This window comes from Flavobacterium sp. M31R6 (genome assembly GCF_013284035.1).
Taxonomy (GTDB): domain Bacteria; phylum Bacteroidota; class Bacteroidia; order Flavobacteriales; family Flavobacteriaceae; genus Flavobacterium.
This window is the reverse complement of record NZ_CP054141.1, coordinates 2,290,619-2,306,170: the sequence shown is the minus strand read 5'-3', so window position 1 is coordinate 2,306,170 and position 15,552 is coordinate 2,290,619. Positions and strand designations below refer to the sequence as shown.

The window sequence follows — 15,552 nt, the reverse complement described above, 5'->3', positions numbered from 1 at the left end:
CTCTTCCCGCCCTTATATTTTTGCACTAAAAATCACGGTAAGGATTTGCGCGCTGGCCGTCTGGAGTGACCCCCTAGTGAGTGCCCGGCACGAACGGCTGGGGTCACGATAAGGAAATCCGTCCGATGATTTTTTGTGCAAAAATATTTTAGACTTGATCTTTTGTTTCTTTTGCATCAAGGCAAATCGAAGATTCAGTAAACACCACTTAAAATAAAAAATAAGTGAGTTAAAAGAAAAATCACTTCTTAATACTTTCTTTCACTTCAAAAATCTCACGCTTTAATTCCAAAAACATCTCTTCCACACTTACAGCTTCAGAAACCTTGGGCTTAATATCACTTCGCCCAATATTGCATTCATACTCCCATATCTCCAATATATCAGAAGCTTTAACTTCATAGTTAGGATAAAACCGATTGTCGGATTCCAAAACAAGTGCATTCTTTTTGTTTTTGTTGAGACGCTTATAAACCATCCCCTCACTCTTAGTGATGAATATATAGGTCTTGCCATCAAGCACCTCTCCCAGTGATTCTACGTAACGACCAATAATGATGGAACCATCCTCATGTGGAGGCATGGAATCGCCCTCTACGGGGAATCCTCTGTGCTTGCCAGCACCCAAAAAAGGGAGTGAAATTTGCTGCAGACTCTCAATATATTCGGGATCGGCATAACCGTTTAAATAACCGGCCTTCACCTTTTGTGTCACCACTTCAATAAAATTCTCTCCTTCCCTATCCACCATAATCGGAAGCACTAATCGATTATTCTCCAATTTCAGTAAATCTTGCGTGTCAATTTTACGTACATCTACCGACAACAACAAATCGATACTGATGTGGTAATAATGCGCTATTTTCTTCAAAATATCATAGGGAGCCTCCGATGTGCCATCTTCATATTTCACATACCTTCCCCTGGTAATACAAAGATTCTCGGCAAGTTTCTCCTGCGATATCTTATGCTTTACCCGAAGGGTTCTGATATTGTCTGAAAATAAGGACATAGCAATTTTGTTACAATTTGTAACAGCAAATATATTAAAAAATGTTACAACCTGTACTAATTTTGTTCACTACAAAAACAAAGGAAAATGATACGGGCAATTGTACACATGGATTTGGATACCTTTTTTGTATCCTGCGAAAGATTGGAAAACTCTCAATTGGAGGGAATTCCACTAATTATTGGTGGTGGAGATCGCGGTGTGGTAGCTTCCTGCTCCTATGAGGCACGTCGTTTTGGAGTGCGCTCGGCTATGCCCATCAACATGGCGATGCGGCTTTGCCCACAGGCCAAGATTGTCAAAGGCGATATGGAATTGTACTCCAAATTATCGCATGATGTAACCCAGGTGATTCAGGAAAAAGCACCCATAATGGAAAAAGCCAGTATTGATGAGTTCTATCTCGATATTACAGGCATGGATCGTTTTCATGGCAGCTATAAATGGACGAATGAACTAGCACAATCGGTAATTAAAGAAACGGGATTGCCTATCAGTTTCGCTTTGTCTGTCAATAAAACGGTTTCCAAAATAGCCACGGGTGAAGGCAAACCCAGAGGGAATTTAGAAATTCCCGAGAATAATGTACAAGCCTTTTTAAATCCGCTGTCCATCCAAAAGATACCAATGGTGGGCAATGTGACTTTTCAGCTTTTATCCCGAATTGGCATTCGCACCATCCAGACACTCTCCGAAATGCCTGCCGAAGTACTCCAACGCATGATTGGCAAAAATGGTCTGGAAATATGGAAGAAAGCCAATGGCATTGACAATACTCCTGTAGAACCCTATACGGAGCGAAAATCCATTTCTACCGAGCATACTTTTTCCCAGGACACGATTGACATCATAAAACTCAAATCGGTGCTGATGGGTATGGTCGAAAAACTGGCTTTCCAACTCCGTTCCGAACAGTGGCTAACCTCAACGATAGTGGTTAAAATACGTTATGCCAATTTTGACACCGAAACCAAACAATGCAAAATAGCCTACACCTCAGCAGACCACGTCCTAACCCGAAATGTAACCGATCTCTTCGATAAACTATACCATCGACGAATGCGGCTTCGTTTAATAGGCATCCGTTTCAGTGGACTCGTAAGAGGTACCTACCAAATCAATCTCTTTGAAGACACACAGGAAATGCTGTCCCTTTATGCCGCCATGGACAAAATGAAGAGCCGTTATGGGTTTGATGCCGTAATGCGTTGTGCCGGCGCATCCTTTAAACCCAACACCAAAGATGAAATTTTAAGACGTAAACTCTAAACAATAAACAATAAACAATTACACGATTAAACAACAAAAAACAATGTACCTCAACTGCCACTCCTTCCATTCCTTGCGTTACGGCACTATTCCTCTAAAAGAGCTCATTGGACAGGCGGTCGCTTGTGGGGTAAAAACAATGGCACTTACGGATATTAACACCGTAACCGGAATTTATGACTTTATAAAAGGATGTGATGCCGTGGGAATCAAACCGATTGTAGGTATCGAATTTCGTTGTCATCACCAATTGCGATACATAGGTTTGGCTAAAAATACCAATGGACTCGCCGAGATGAACCGCTTTTTGACTGCCCATAATTTCAGTGGGGAGTCCTTGCCTATTTGCGCTCCCAAATTCAATAACGTGTTTATCATTTATTACTTAGAGGAAGCTCCTGCTACGCTTCGGGAGAACGAGTATATTGGAATTCGACCGGAAGAACTACCGAAGCTATTTCTGTTGGAATGGAAAAGTAAAATTTCAAAAATGGTCATCCTCCAGCCCGTAACTTTTAGAACCAAAAGAGAATTCAACCTGCATAAGATTCTGCGGGCCATAGATACCAACAACATCCTGTCCAAACTTACCGAGTCGGATTATTGCAAGACTTCCGAAGTAATGTTGCCCTTGGAATCCCTTTTATTGGCCTATGAGGAGTACCCCGAAATTATTTCCAATACACAAGCAGTAATGGATTTGTGCAATTTTGAATTTGAATTCAATACCCCCAAAAATAAAAAGTTCTACACCACCAATCGGGAAAGTGATCTGGCACTGTTAACCACCCTAGCCTATCAAGGACTTTTGTGGCGTTATGGTAAAGACAATACTTTGGCCAAAACCCGTGTGGAAAAAGAACTTAAAGTAATTGACCAACTCCAGTTCTGCGGTTATTTTTTAATCACTTGGGATATTATTCGCTACAGCAACAGCCGTGGATTTATGCACATCGGTCGTGGTAGCGGGGCCAACAGCATCATTGCCTACTGCCTGGGGATTACAGATATTTGCCCGTTGGAACTCGATTTGTACTTTGAACGCTTTTTGAATCTGAATCGTAAGAGCCCGCCCGATTTTGATATCGACTGGAGTTGGAAAGAACGCAATGTAATTTTAGAATACATTTTTAACCGATACGGAGCCGACCATGTTGCCTTCTGTGGTACGAATGTTGAATTCAAATACCGTTCTATCTTTCGGGAAGTGGGTAAAGTCTTTGGATTACCCAAAGAAGAACTCGATAGACTCGCCAAGAATCCAATGAAGTTGCACGACAGCAACAGCATAGTGAAATTGGTACAAGAATACGGTATGTTGCTGGAGAAATACCCAAACCAGCGTAGTATGCATTCCTGCGGAATTATAATCTCCGAAGACCCCATCACCAATTATACACCGTTGGAAATGCCTCCCAAGGGATTCCCTATTGTGCTTTTTGACATGCATATCGCCGAAGACATCGGCTTCGAAAAATTCGACATCCTGAGCCAACGGGGCATTGGACATATTGATGACAGCGTGAAACTTATTGAAAAAAACAGGGGAATCCGAGTGAATATTCGCGACACTTCCCTCTCTAAAGATGAAGCTTTAGCCAATAACTATTTGGCTCAAGGCAAAACCATTGGTTGCTTTTATATAGAAAGCCCGGCCATGCGAGGTTTATTGCGACGCCTGAAATGTGATAATTATAAAACACTGGTAGCTGCCTCATCAATTATTCGTCCGGGTGTGGCACAGTCTGGAATGATGAAAGAGTATATCTTTCGTCACAACCATCCCGACAGATTCGAATACTTTCACGAAGTGTTTAAAGAACAGCTTGGGGAAACCTATGGCATTATGGTCTATCAGGAAGATGTCATTAAAATTGCCCTCTACTACGGTGGACTTCCCGCAGCAGATGGAGACATTCTCCGTCGTGCCATGAGTGGCAAAGGACGCTCTAAAGAAGCACTTCAAAAAGTCAAAGACAATTTCTTCGCCTGCTGTGCCCAAAAAGGACATCCCCTTGCCCTTAGCGAGGAAATCTACCGACAGATTGAATCTTTTGCCGGTTATTCATTCTGCAAGGCGCATTCTGCTTCCTATGCCGTGGAAAGCTATCAAAGCCTGTATCTTAAGGTCTATTACCCCATTGAGTTTATGGTGGCTGTCATCAACAATCAGGGTGGATTTTACAGAACTGAAGTCTATGTGCACGAAGCGCGTATGGCAGGAGCCACCATCCATAATCCTTGCGTGAACAAAAGCGAATACGAAACCACGCTCTATGGTACTGATGTCTATTTGGGATTTATGCACCTACAAAGTTTGGAATCCAAAATGGCACATTTCATAGTCTCGGATCGGAACAAAAATGGTGACTTTCAATCGCTGGAAGATTTCATCAATCGCATCCCAATGGGCATTGAAGGAATTAAAATCTTAATTTTTATAGGCGCTTTTCGCTTTACTGGCAAAACCAAAAACCAGTTGCTCGTTATCGCCAGTTTACTCTTGAATAATTTCAAACCCGAAAACAGAAACTTATTATTGATACAAGAACCTGTTAAAGAATACAAACTCCCAACGCTGGAGCGTTCTCTGTTTGAAGACGCTTTTGACGAAATTGAACTACTCAGTTTCCCTGTTTCCTGCACTCCCTTTGACCTTTTGCAGACCAAGTCACGCGGCGACATAATGGCCAAAGATCTTCTTTCCTGTCATAAAAAACAAGTACGAATGCTGGCCTATCTCATCTCCAGAAAACAGGTACCCACCAAAAGAGGAACTATGTATTTTGGAACTTGGGTTGACCATGAAGGTTCTTATTTTGATACGGCACACTTTCCCGACAGTTTGACTCAGTATCCTTTTCTGGGAGGTGGCTGTTATCTCCTTCTGGGCACAGTAGAAGTAGATTATCATTTCCCAACTATTACCATAACCAAAATGGCCAAGATGCCCTTTATCCCCGATCCTAGATATATGGATTCCAAAGACCAGTTCAAAACCCAAAGCCAAATCAAGGAAGATGTCAGCAGTACCCATCGTGCTCCTTATCCACAGGAACATGAGATACATCTCCCTAGACATAGAATGATTTCTTGATTTAATTTCATTAACTAAACGCTCACTTTTTTGTAATTTTACAAACCCTTTTTATTTAAACAATACCAAAAATGCCATACTCTAACACTACTTTAATGCGCTTTTTAGAAGCACAAAACAAAATGTACCTCACCGCTTTTTCTGAAATTGAAAAAGGTAAAAAAGAGACCCATTGGATGTGGTTTATCTTTCCTCAGATAAAAGGATTGGGACACAGTGATACTGCAAATTATTACGCCATTGCCAACCTAAAAGAAGCGGAAGAATTTCTGGAGCACCCCATATTGGGCAAACACCTTATAGAAATTACAACACTACTCCTACGTTTGAAACATAAATCTGCAGAAGCAATATTTGGAAACTTAGATGCCATCAAATTACGTTCTTCAATGACTCTTTTTGCTTCGGTAAAAAATACAAATCCCATATTCAAAGAAGTATTGGATGTTTATTTTTCAGGTCAGTTTGATACCCTTACTTTGTCCATTATTAATTCAACTTCACATAAACCTATTGATTCTACAACCTCATGAAAATATTGATGTCCTATATGGTTTAATTCCTGTTTTTAAAAATATGCAATACCACATAATATTGCCAATCCACATAAAAGAGGATGTGCATGAAAAACGTCCTCTCCACTGCCCTTATATTTTTAGGCCAAAAAATCAAGGTAAGGATTTGCGCCATTGCCGTAGGGAGTGACCTCGGAGTGGAGTGTGAAACACGAGCGGCTGGAGCCGCGATAAGGAAAACCGAAACGAAGTGAGGTTCATCGAACACCAATAACAATAAGTGATTCGTGAGATAAATACGTTCGATGATTTTCTGCTATAAAAATATTCAGGCTTGAAATCGAAGATTCATGAATACCACAAAACAATACTAACCCATGAATATTTTTTTGTTACTTTTTTCATCAAGACAAATCGAAGATTCAACGAACACCACTTATAATAAAAATTAAGTGAGCTAAAAAAGTAAAATGTTCTTAACAAAAAAAAGTCCAATAAAACTATTAAAATTACTGGACTGCATTTACATCATCATTTTGCGTCGTAAGCTGGCTGATAGTAGATAAAATAACAGCAGCCACAACCATATAGCCTTCAATTGAAGTAACGACTACAGGCAAAGCAATTGATGCGGCCAAACAGTACCGCCTACAGTAGCCAATGCCAATCCAATAATACCTAAAAATAATATCCAAAAGAATAAGAAAAAGTAATATTTAAAAAGTTAAGGCTTCGATTTTATAACAGAAGCCTTAACTTTTCAACTTACACACTTTATGGGACAGTGTCTTGGATAGCGTAAAACTATTTAGTAATAGTGCTTTTTTTATCAATTTTCATATAATCACTAATTACTTTTTCAGAAATCTTCGGATTTGCCCCTTCTTCTCCAGCTACTAAAGCCCCAATTGCACAAGCATAATTCAATGACTTTTGAGGCGACTTCCCTCTTAGTAACCTTACTATTAGTGATGCTAAAAATGAATCCCCTGCACCAACAGTATCCACTACCTTAATAAAGTAACCGCTATTATAATAAAACTTCTCATTGTAGTACAAAACAGCTCCAAATGCACCTTTGGTAACACATACTTGTTTTGTATTTGTTTTGTCTGCAATAAATTTAATGTTTTGCTCAAAAGAATTATAGGGAGAATTTAATTTTCTGCTTATTTCAAAAAGTTCTTCATCGTTAAGCTTGATGAAGTCTGCCTTTATCATAAGCTCTACTAATACATCAATTGTATAATAGGGAGCTCTTAAATTGACATCAAAAACTTTATATTTTGCTTCTTCCAATAAAGCTTTTAAAGTTGACCTAGATTCTTCATCCCTACAGATTAAACTTCCGAAAATAAAAACATCAGCATCAGAAACCTTTTTCTTTATATTTTCATTCAATACTATTTTATCCCATGCAGAAGGATATAAAATATCATATGATGCATTTCCCTTTTCATTAATCATTACATTAACAACACCCGTTTTATACTCTTCACTAATTTGAATTATATCCGTATCAATCCCTTTTTCTGATAAAAAAGAAACAATTTCTTTACCATCAGCATCGGAACCAATTTTACTGATAATAGTAGATTCAGCTCCAAAGGATTTCATTCTAAGTGCAACATTCAATGGTGCTCCTCCTATTTTCTTATGGGTTGGAAATACATCCCATAAAACTTCTCCGAATGTGACCGCTTTAACTTTAAATAACTTAATCATTTTTTCTAATTTTAATAAATTAAAGGGTAAGAGTATAGCCTTACCCTATAACAACTTAACTTAATCTAGCATTATTTTGCATCTAAATAATAAATGGAATTACGATAAATCACTTTATTATTCTGGTTTTGTCACCTGAAGATCTGAAACTGTAAAATTTTGTCCCTCTGCTATGATTCCCCATTTATTTTTATCCCTTCCATAAATACGATTGCTCAATGCTGCTTTTCCATTAATGTAAAGAATACAAACACTTCCTTCGGCAACAATTTCAACATCATATTTCACGCCCGATTGAAATTTAAAAGGAATCCTGGTTACTTCTTGTGAAGCCGAATTGTAACCTACAATTTTACCTTTACTAGGCTCAAAAGCAATTTTATAATAGCTTCCGCCATCATTGGTCTGAAATACAAAACCAGCTGAACCAGTTGCATTTCCAAGAGTGAATTGTCCTTTTATCTTAACTTTTTTCTCAATATTTTTAAACAACACCATCGCCTTCTCCGATGCACCATTTAAATTATAAGTACCGTTACTTTCTGTTACATTCCCTAAAGTTGTAGCTGTTTCAACCTTGATGCTTTTAGAAAATAAATCTTTTACCGATTTCGGTGCCTGAGCTCCAAGAGTTCCGTCTGCATTTTGTGTCAACTCATGAATAACCATATTACCCGCCCACTCTTTGTTTCCAGTATCATTCTCAGGTGATTTTCTGGCATTCCAACCAAAAACATAACGTTTGTTTCCGTCTGAAGCTGTTTTTCCTGCATAAAAATATTCACCATCAATCATATCATTTTCAGGAGTGATCCAAGGTCCATTGATTGAAGATGCCATTCTATAATGTGTTCCTTTTGAACCGCCCCAGTTTTCAGAGAAAAATAAGTACCAATAATTGCCCATTTTAAAAACATCAGCACATTCCATCATCAGATAATTCTCTTGTGCTGTAGTCGTATAAATAGGTTCTTGAACATCCCATTTACCAGATACAGGATCCGCACATGTAAAATGCAACAAAACGGCTTTCCTTCCTGGCTCAGTTTGGGTACTTACAATCATTGAATATTTTTTTAGTTCCTCATTATAAAACACATGAGGATCTCTAAAATCATAATTGTAGTATCCTGCAGGAGCTGTAATTTTAAATGTAGATACTTTTATCCAGTTTTTCAAATCGGTACTTGTGGCGCATAACACGCTTTCTCTTGCATTAGATTGCATAAAAGCCGGCGTTTCATTGTGGCCTGTATAATAAAAATAATATACATTACCCACCTTGACAACCGAACCTGTTCCTACCGCAAAATCCGGATCGGTGGCATTTCCGAATGGAATCATTTGGCCCTCATATGAAAATTTAACTAAATCGCTACTTTGAAATTCATGGATATCATGAAATCCTTTTCCGGCAGGTTTATTCTGTGCATCATGCAGAAAAAAGATATGGAATTTTCCATTATCAAAATAAGGCATTATGTCTCCTGTATAACCTGCACTATAGTAAGGATCCGTACCACCCATCCATTGGGATGGTGGTACAGGATAAATACTTGTCATTTCTACGGGACCTCCAGAAATGGAACCCCCAATATAGGTATCATCATTTTGACTGCAGGAAACCAGCGAAAAAAAGATTGATGATAACAGTACTATTTTTTTATACTTCATTGTAATTGTGTAAGTGTGATTAATTTTTAACTAAATAATTAATACTGTTTTGTGTCAAAAGCTTGATGTTAGTTATAAACTCATTCGGTTGGCTTGGTACTCCGCTGCTGTTGGTTTCGTTGTACCAGTCATACGCTCCCATTGAAATTACAACTACGTTTTTATCTGTGGCATTATTTGGCCACTCTGCGATAGTTACACGCCCATCAAGTGAATCATCCCAAGACTCGCTGGCAAGATTTGTACCTCCGGTTTGACTTCTCCAACCTTCACCGTTAACATATCCTCCCCATTCTGGAACAAACCACCATGCAGTATGATTCTGTCTGAAAGTACCGCTTTGAAGTAAATTTGCTTTTCCGGTTTCATAAGTGGTCAGCCCTTGGAAAATCGGGTGGCTTTCATGTCCTTTGAAAGACATTCCCCATGAATTTCCATCTACAAATCCATTTGGAGGAAAATCTCCAAAAACGTTGTTTGGCCCTTTTCCGGAAGGAACGATTCCCAAAGCATCAACATATTGCGATGCAAAAGTGGTCAATAATAAATTTCCTCCATTGGTACGGTAATTTTTCAAAGCATCCGTTACAACAGGATTGTAAGCCACTGCAGGCAAATTCGTGGCAGAATCAAAATGCCACCATATTACATTTATACCACTTAAATCCGCTCCTTTCAGAATACTGTCAAATGATATGTATTTTGCTCCAGGAAAATTTTGGAACAACCAGTCTGCAGCAGTAATTTCATCCATATTTGTTATTCCTGCTCTAGTTGCCGCCGTTCCTAAGAAAGCAACGACTAAACCAGTTACTGGTACGCCTATATTTGCGGTATAGTTAACGCTTTTTCCATTAGATGTTACTACGAAAATAACCGGATTAGTAAAGTCAATAGTAGTTCCTGATGCAGGAGCTATTGAAACTCCTTCCGTTAATTCAATTACAGGTTGCAAAGCCTTCAAATTGGTATTTTCAGGCAAAGTCATTGTAATCGTTTTATTTACATCATTGATTATTGCGGCAACAGAATTGATTTTAAAACTCTTAATGGGACTCAAGACCACAACCGTAACGGTATAATCTTTATACAAATTACCATTCACAACTCTAAACTTAACCGGGTTCGTAAAATTTATCGGTTTTGTTAGATCCAAATTTGTTGTTGCCCCTTCTTGTAATGCGATTTCCGGAGTGACGGCAGTAATTTCAGAGCCGTAAGGCATCGTAACATTTATTTTTCCTGTCTTCTGGTCAATGCTTCCATTTACTCCATTTATTTTAAAAGCAGTAACATTTGAGGGAGAATCAACCTCAAAACCACCATTTTCAAAACTGTCTTCGCAAGCCGAAATCACAAATATTAATGCCAATGCCATAAAGGCTTTAGTCATATTTTTATATATTAATTTTCTCATATTTATCTTTTTATAAATGATTAATAACCTGGATTTTGTTTGTATAATCCTTGACTGAAATTAATTTGCTTTAATGGAATCGGACAATACTCTTCTTTATGTTTATCAAAAAAGGCTTCTTGATAATACGTGCGTTTTGTTTTTTCCTTCGCATAAAATTCATTCATAACTTCATCGGTAACACCCCAACGAACTAAATCAAAAAATCGATTTCCTTCCATTGCCAGCTCTAAACGTCTTTCCCAACGCAATGCCTTACGAGCAAAATCTTGTGTCCAAGAACAATTTGTTCCATTAATGTAAGGGCTTATTTTAAAATTAGTAACGTAAGGAAGTCTTCCTGTACTTGCTGACGCTCTATTTCTAATTTCATTAATCAATGGTAAAGCTTCATCTTGTCTTCCTAATTCGATTAAAGCTTCAGCACGCATTAGTATTACATCAGCATAGCGAATTTGTATTCTGTTTTTTGAATTTCCGTAAAATGGGTCAATGTTTACAACACAAGGGCAGCTTGGAGCCACATTTTCTTTTAAAGAAGCATAATAGCCATATGTTCCTGGAGATCTTACCCAAGCCTCTACATATAGAAATTCAGGATCGTATTTATACGGCAAACCTGGCATTGCAACAGTATGGTATAATCTTGGATCAACAGTGAAATCGTCTATTTTTTTATAATCAAAATCCTTATCATTATAGGTGTCAAATTCTGGTAAACCGTTTGAACCTGTTTTAAATGCATTAACCAAATTCTGGCTTGGTTTGTGAAAATCGCAGCATCCTAATCCTTGTGGCGTTGAAAGTACATCTGAAAAATTTAATCTGCCATACAGAGTACCGTCACTATCGGAAAATTGAATTGAAAAAATGGATTCAGGGCCATTTTCAAAACTTCCAGGTAAAAAATTATTTGCAAAATCAGGCTCTAAAGAAGCTGAACCCATAACTTTATCCGTAGCGGCAACAACCTCTTGTAGATGTTGTTGGTTTATGCCGGTCACTGCAAAATTATCATCTTGGGTATACGCTTGATATAAGCGAGTTTTAGCCAAATAAGCATAGGCAGCCTTTTTTGTGGCTCTTCCTACTTGTGTTTGAGTATCTGGCAAAACAGCTGCTGCCGCCTCAAAATCTTCAGCAATTTTGTTCCATAGTTCCTCATTTGATAAATCATGATTTGAAATAGTATTATACTTTTCAACTGGAATATCTTCCGTAATGTAAGGAACGTTTCGGAACATGATTTTAAGCATAAAATAAAAATGTCCTCTCAAGAAACGCATTTCGGCAATGCGTGTCTTTTTCAATGGATAATCCGCTTCGTTGAGTTGTTCCAAAGCATGCAAAGCTTTATTCGCTCTGGAAACTCCAACATAACTGATGTACCAAAATGAGTCCAATTCTCCAAAATCAGGTCTTATGTTATTAGACACTTCAAAAAAATGAAAATCTTGAATATCGTTGGTTCCACTTCCTCCTTTATAGGCATCATCAGAACGAACATTTCCAAAAGGCCATAAACTATATGGAGAATCATAATGATCATTACCTAATTGGGCATAGGCCGCATTCATGTAGCCATCTATGTTTTCCGGTGTAATAATATCCTTTTCAGATAGAACCCCTCGTGGCTCATTTTCTAGAAAATCAGAGCAGGAAGAAAATATCCCCAGCAATAAAAATCCTGTTATATATAGTATTTTTTTCATGTTTTTATATTTAATGGTTAGTTATAGCGCTAAATTGAGTCCAAGTGTAAATGTCATTGGAAGTGGATATCCAAATGCAGGACTTTCAGGGTCGACACCTGTGAATTCTTTAGCATCTATTATAAATAAATTTTGTCCGCTTACATAAAGACGAAAAGTATCTAAGCCCGTTTTTTTCAAGAAATCTTTAGGCATGGTGTATCCCAATTGCAGTACACGAAGTTTTAAATAATTTCCATTTTCAACATAATACGTTGAAAATCTGGATTCTGCATTTTTATCAACTGTAGTCAAAGCCGGAATTGTAGAATTTGGATTATCCAATGACCACGCATTAAGTAAACGAGTTCCTTTGTTAGATCCTACGTCGTCAACACTCCAAAAATCAGTCTGATATTTAGTTGTATTGACTACATCAACGTCATTCACTCCTTCCCAAAACATAGTGAAGTCAAAATCTTTATATCTCAAGCCTAAATTAAATCCGTAAAGATATCCTGCATTCGGATTTCCTATCCAAGTACGATCTTTATCAGTAATAGTTCCGTCGCCATTCAAATCCTGATAACGAATACGTCCAAGACCTTTCCCTTCCTGATTGGGCGAATTATCAACTTCTTCTTGGCTTTTAAATAGTCCATCGGCAACATAACCGTACATAGAATTTATCGGACGGCCTAAAATATTGTCATTTACACCATCTCCTCCATAATTGTTTTTAACTTCAGCAGGCAACTCCGTAATTTTATTTTTATTGGCCGATAAATTAACAGATACATCATATTTTAGCCCAAACGAAGTTTCATCTTGATAGCCTAAAGTAAATTCCCATCCTTTATTTTCCATAGAAGCTCCATTTACCCAACGATTTCCGCCTTCACCAATTACTCCCAAATAAGGGGGCAACACTAAAATATCATCAGTCTTTTTGATATAATAATCTACCGAACCGTTCAATTTTTGATTAAAAAATCCAAAATCCAAACCTACGTTCGTTTGGGTGGTAGTCTCCCACTTTAAATCATCATTACCTGATTGAGTAGCGATAAATCCAGATGGTAATAAGCCGTTTCCGTTTCCTGCAATATCATAAGCCGTTCCAAAAGAAGTCGCCCAAGTAGGGCTGCCGCCTGCATAATTGGCAACATACAATGAATACACCGCTGTATTACTGATTTCCTGATTTCCGGTTTGTCCCCATCCTGCACGCAATTTCAAATCAGAAATCACAGAAACATTGTCTTTTATGAAACTTTCATTGCTAATTCTCCACCCTGCAGAAACCGCAGGAAAAGTACCAAATTGGTTGTTTTTTCCAAAACGGGAAGAACCATCACGACGTATTGTCCCCGAAACCAAATAACGATTATCATACTCATAATCCGCTTTTCCGAAGTAAGAAAGCAAAGAATAAGCAGTCGAAGTACCACTCGTAAACGATTCTCCTGTTCCTGCATCAGGATACATATAATCTGGCGTTTCTATTAAAAAATCATTTTTACGTAAAGTATTCGTGTCAAAAATGTCTTTGTACATTTCTGTTCCAGCCATCAAATTCAAATTACTCTTTCCTGATTTCAAATTGTAGGTTGCAGTGTTTGTCCAAGTCCACTTATCACCAACCGATTGATCAATAGTTACTGAATTTTGGTCGTTTTGTAGATATCCTGATTTATAACTTCTTTGCAAAGTGCGTTTGTTATAATAACTATAATCAATACCAAAACTTGTTCTAACGTGAAGATTTTTAATGACTTCCAAATCAGCATATGCATTCCCAAAAAGTCTCAAATAATCGTATTTATTATCTTTATTATATTCTAATAACCTAACAGGATTTTGTCTGTCGTTCATACCTCCTACTGGTCCTCCCCAACCTTTTCCGTCCACGGTATGAACTGGAATTAAAGGCAAAGCGCGAAGTGCCGGGTCAAGTACGCCTGGATCAGTTACTTCATTGGTTCTGTTGAAACTGAAGTTTTCTCCTATAACTAATTTGCCGTCAAAATATTTATAAGAACCATTCATTCTGGCTGAGATTCTTTCGAATTCCGTTGTTTTCACAACTCCTTCATTGTTATAATAACCAAGAGAAAATAAATAGTTACCTCTATCAGAACCATTGGAAACTTCCAAATCATAGGATTTTGCAATTCCGGTTTGTGAAATTTCTTTATACCAGTCCGTATTTGAAGACTTTAATGTTTGCCCGGAATCTAAATACTCTGGAACCAAAACTTTATTCAATTGTGGTTTGTTATTTACTACTGACCAGTCAAACTGATAACTCAAATTATTGTTATTCGGATTCAATCCATCATTGATATTAGCCTGCCACAACGCTTGCCCAAATTGCTCTGAATTTAAAACTTTCAGTTTGCTGGCATAATTTGAAAAAGAAGTGTACTGATTAAAATTAATTCTAGTTTTACCATCTTTTCCTTTTTTGGTGGTAATAATAATTACACCATTCGAAGCACGGGAGCCATAAATGCTGGCAGAAGACGCATCTTTTAAAACCTGCATCGATTCTATATCGTTGGGATTTAGTTCATGCATACCTGATTTAGTAGGCACTCCGTCAATTACATAAAGTGGATCCGTATTATTTAAAGTTCCTACTCCACGTATCACAACTCTTGTGTTTCCACCGCTCGGAGAACCATCAGATGAAACTTTTACCCCAGCTATCCTTCCTTGTAAAGCTTTGATTGGGTTTGGTTCCGGTTGCTTCATTAATTCTTTCATATTAACGACAGCTACTGCCCCGGTAATATCTCTTTTCTTTTGTTTTGTATAACCTACAACAACAACTTCATTCAATTGTTTATTTTCTGGATTTAATGCAATCTTTAATGTGGTTCGACCGCTAATCGCAATCGTTTGAGAAGTATACCCCATAAAAGAAACTATCAAGGTAGCCTCAGACGAAACATTTTGAATAATAAATTTCCCATCAAAGTCTGTCGAAGCACTTTTATTGGTACCTGAAATAAGTATATTAGCCCCAGGAATTGGCAGTCCATCATCTGAAGAAATTACGGTACCGTTTACTACTATTTCCTGAGCTGTCGTTGCAAGCAATGGAAAAAATAAAAACAGTAAATAAAAAATTTTACTTTTCATAAATT

The 15,552-nt window shown here is 37.7% G+C and carries 10 protein-coding genes; 3 read left to right on the top strand and 7 right to left on the bottom strand.

The annotated features are described in order from the left end of the window. Nucleotides 1–241: 241 nt before the first annotated feature. Nucleotides 242–1,012 (bottom strand): XRE family transcriptional regulator, encoded by a 771-nt coding sequence (locus HQN62_RS09575; RefSeq protein ID WP_116795456.1) that lies wholly within the window; start codon nt 1,010–1,012, stop codon nt 242–244. 87 nt (nt 1,013–1,099) lie between these two features. Between HQN62_RS09575 and dinB the strand changes: the two genes are divergently transcribed. The 3 genes from dinB (at nt 1,100) to HQN62_RS09560 (ending at nt 5,911) form a co-directional block, all read left to right on the top strand. Further along, nucleotides 1,100–2,281 (top strand): DNA polymerase IV, encoded by a 1,182-nt coding sequence (gene dinB / locus HQN62_RS09570; RefSeq protein WP_173504186.1) that lies wholly within the window; start codon nt 1,100–1,102, stop codon nt 2,279–2,281. A gap of 43 nt (nt 2,282–2,324) precedes the next feature. Beyond that, nucleotides 2,325–5,378, top strand: a complete 3,054-nt coding sequence (locus HQN62_RS09565; RefSeq protein WP_173504185.1) for a DNA polymerase III subunit alpha — start codon at nt 2,325–2,327, stop codon at nt 5,376–5,378. 71 nt (nt 5,379–5,449) lie between these two features. Next, entirely contained in the window at nt 5,450–5,911 is a 462-nt protein-coding gene (locus HQN62_RS09560; protein WP_173504184.1) for a DUF1810 domain-containing protein, read from the top strand. 491 nt (nt 5,912–6,402) lie between these two features. Here HQN62_RS09560 and HQN62_RS19030 read toward each other — a convergent pair whose 3' ends face one another. The 6 genes from HQN62_RS19030 to HQN62_RS09530 all read right to left on the bottom strand — a co-directional run bounded on the left by HQN62_RS19030 (nt 6,403) and on the right by HQN62_RS09530 (nt 15,547). Beyond that, nucleotides 6,403–6,531: a hypothetical protein gene (locus HQN62_RS19030; protein WP_256411838.1), complete on the bottom strand. Its 129-nt coding sequence runs from the start codon at nt 6,529–6,531 to the stop codon at nt 6,403–6,405. A gap of 166 nt (nt 6,532–6,697) precedes the next feature. Next, nucleotides 6,698–7,618 (bottom strand): carbohydrate kinase family protein, encoded by a 921-nt coding sequence (locus tag HQN62_RS09550; protein WP_116795460.1) that lies wholly within the window; start codon nt 7,616–7,618, stop codon nt 6,698–6,700. Between the two features lie 117 nt (nt 7,619–7,735). Beyond that, on the bottom strand, nt 7,736–9,292 hold the full coding sequence (locus tag HQN62_RS09545; RefSeq protein ID WP_173504183.1) for a glycoside hydrolase family 32 protein: 1,557 nt from the start codon (nt 9,290–9,292) through the stop codon (nt 7,736–7,738). A 19-nt stretch (nt 9,293–9,311) separates the two neighbouring features. Next, the gene (locus tag HQN62_RS09540; RefSeq protein ID WP_173504182.1) at nt 9,312–10,709 is read right to left on the bottom strand and encodes a DUF4960 domain-containing protein; all 1,398 of its coding nucleotides are present in this window, start codon (nt 10,707–10,709) and stop codon (nt 9,312–9,314) included. 20 nt (nt 10,710–10,729) lie between these two features. Then, the gene (locus HQN62_RS09535) at nt 10,730–12,421 is read right to left on the bottom strand and encodes a RagB/SusD family nutrient uptake outer membrane protein (protein WP_116795463.1); all 1,692 of its coding nucleotides are present in this window, start codon (nt 12,419–12,421) and stop codon (nt 10,730–10,732) included. A 21-nt stretch (nt 12,422–12,442) separates the two neighbouring features. After that, nucleotides 12,443–15,547, bottom strand: coding sequence for a SusC/RagA family TonB-linked outer membrane protein (locus HQN62_RS09530; protein ID WP_173504181.1), 3,105 nt, complete (start codon nt 15,545–15,547; stop codon nt 12,443–12,445). Nucleotides 15,548–15,552: the final 5 nt, after the last annotated feature.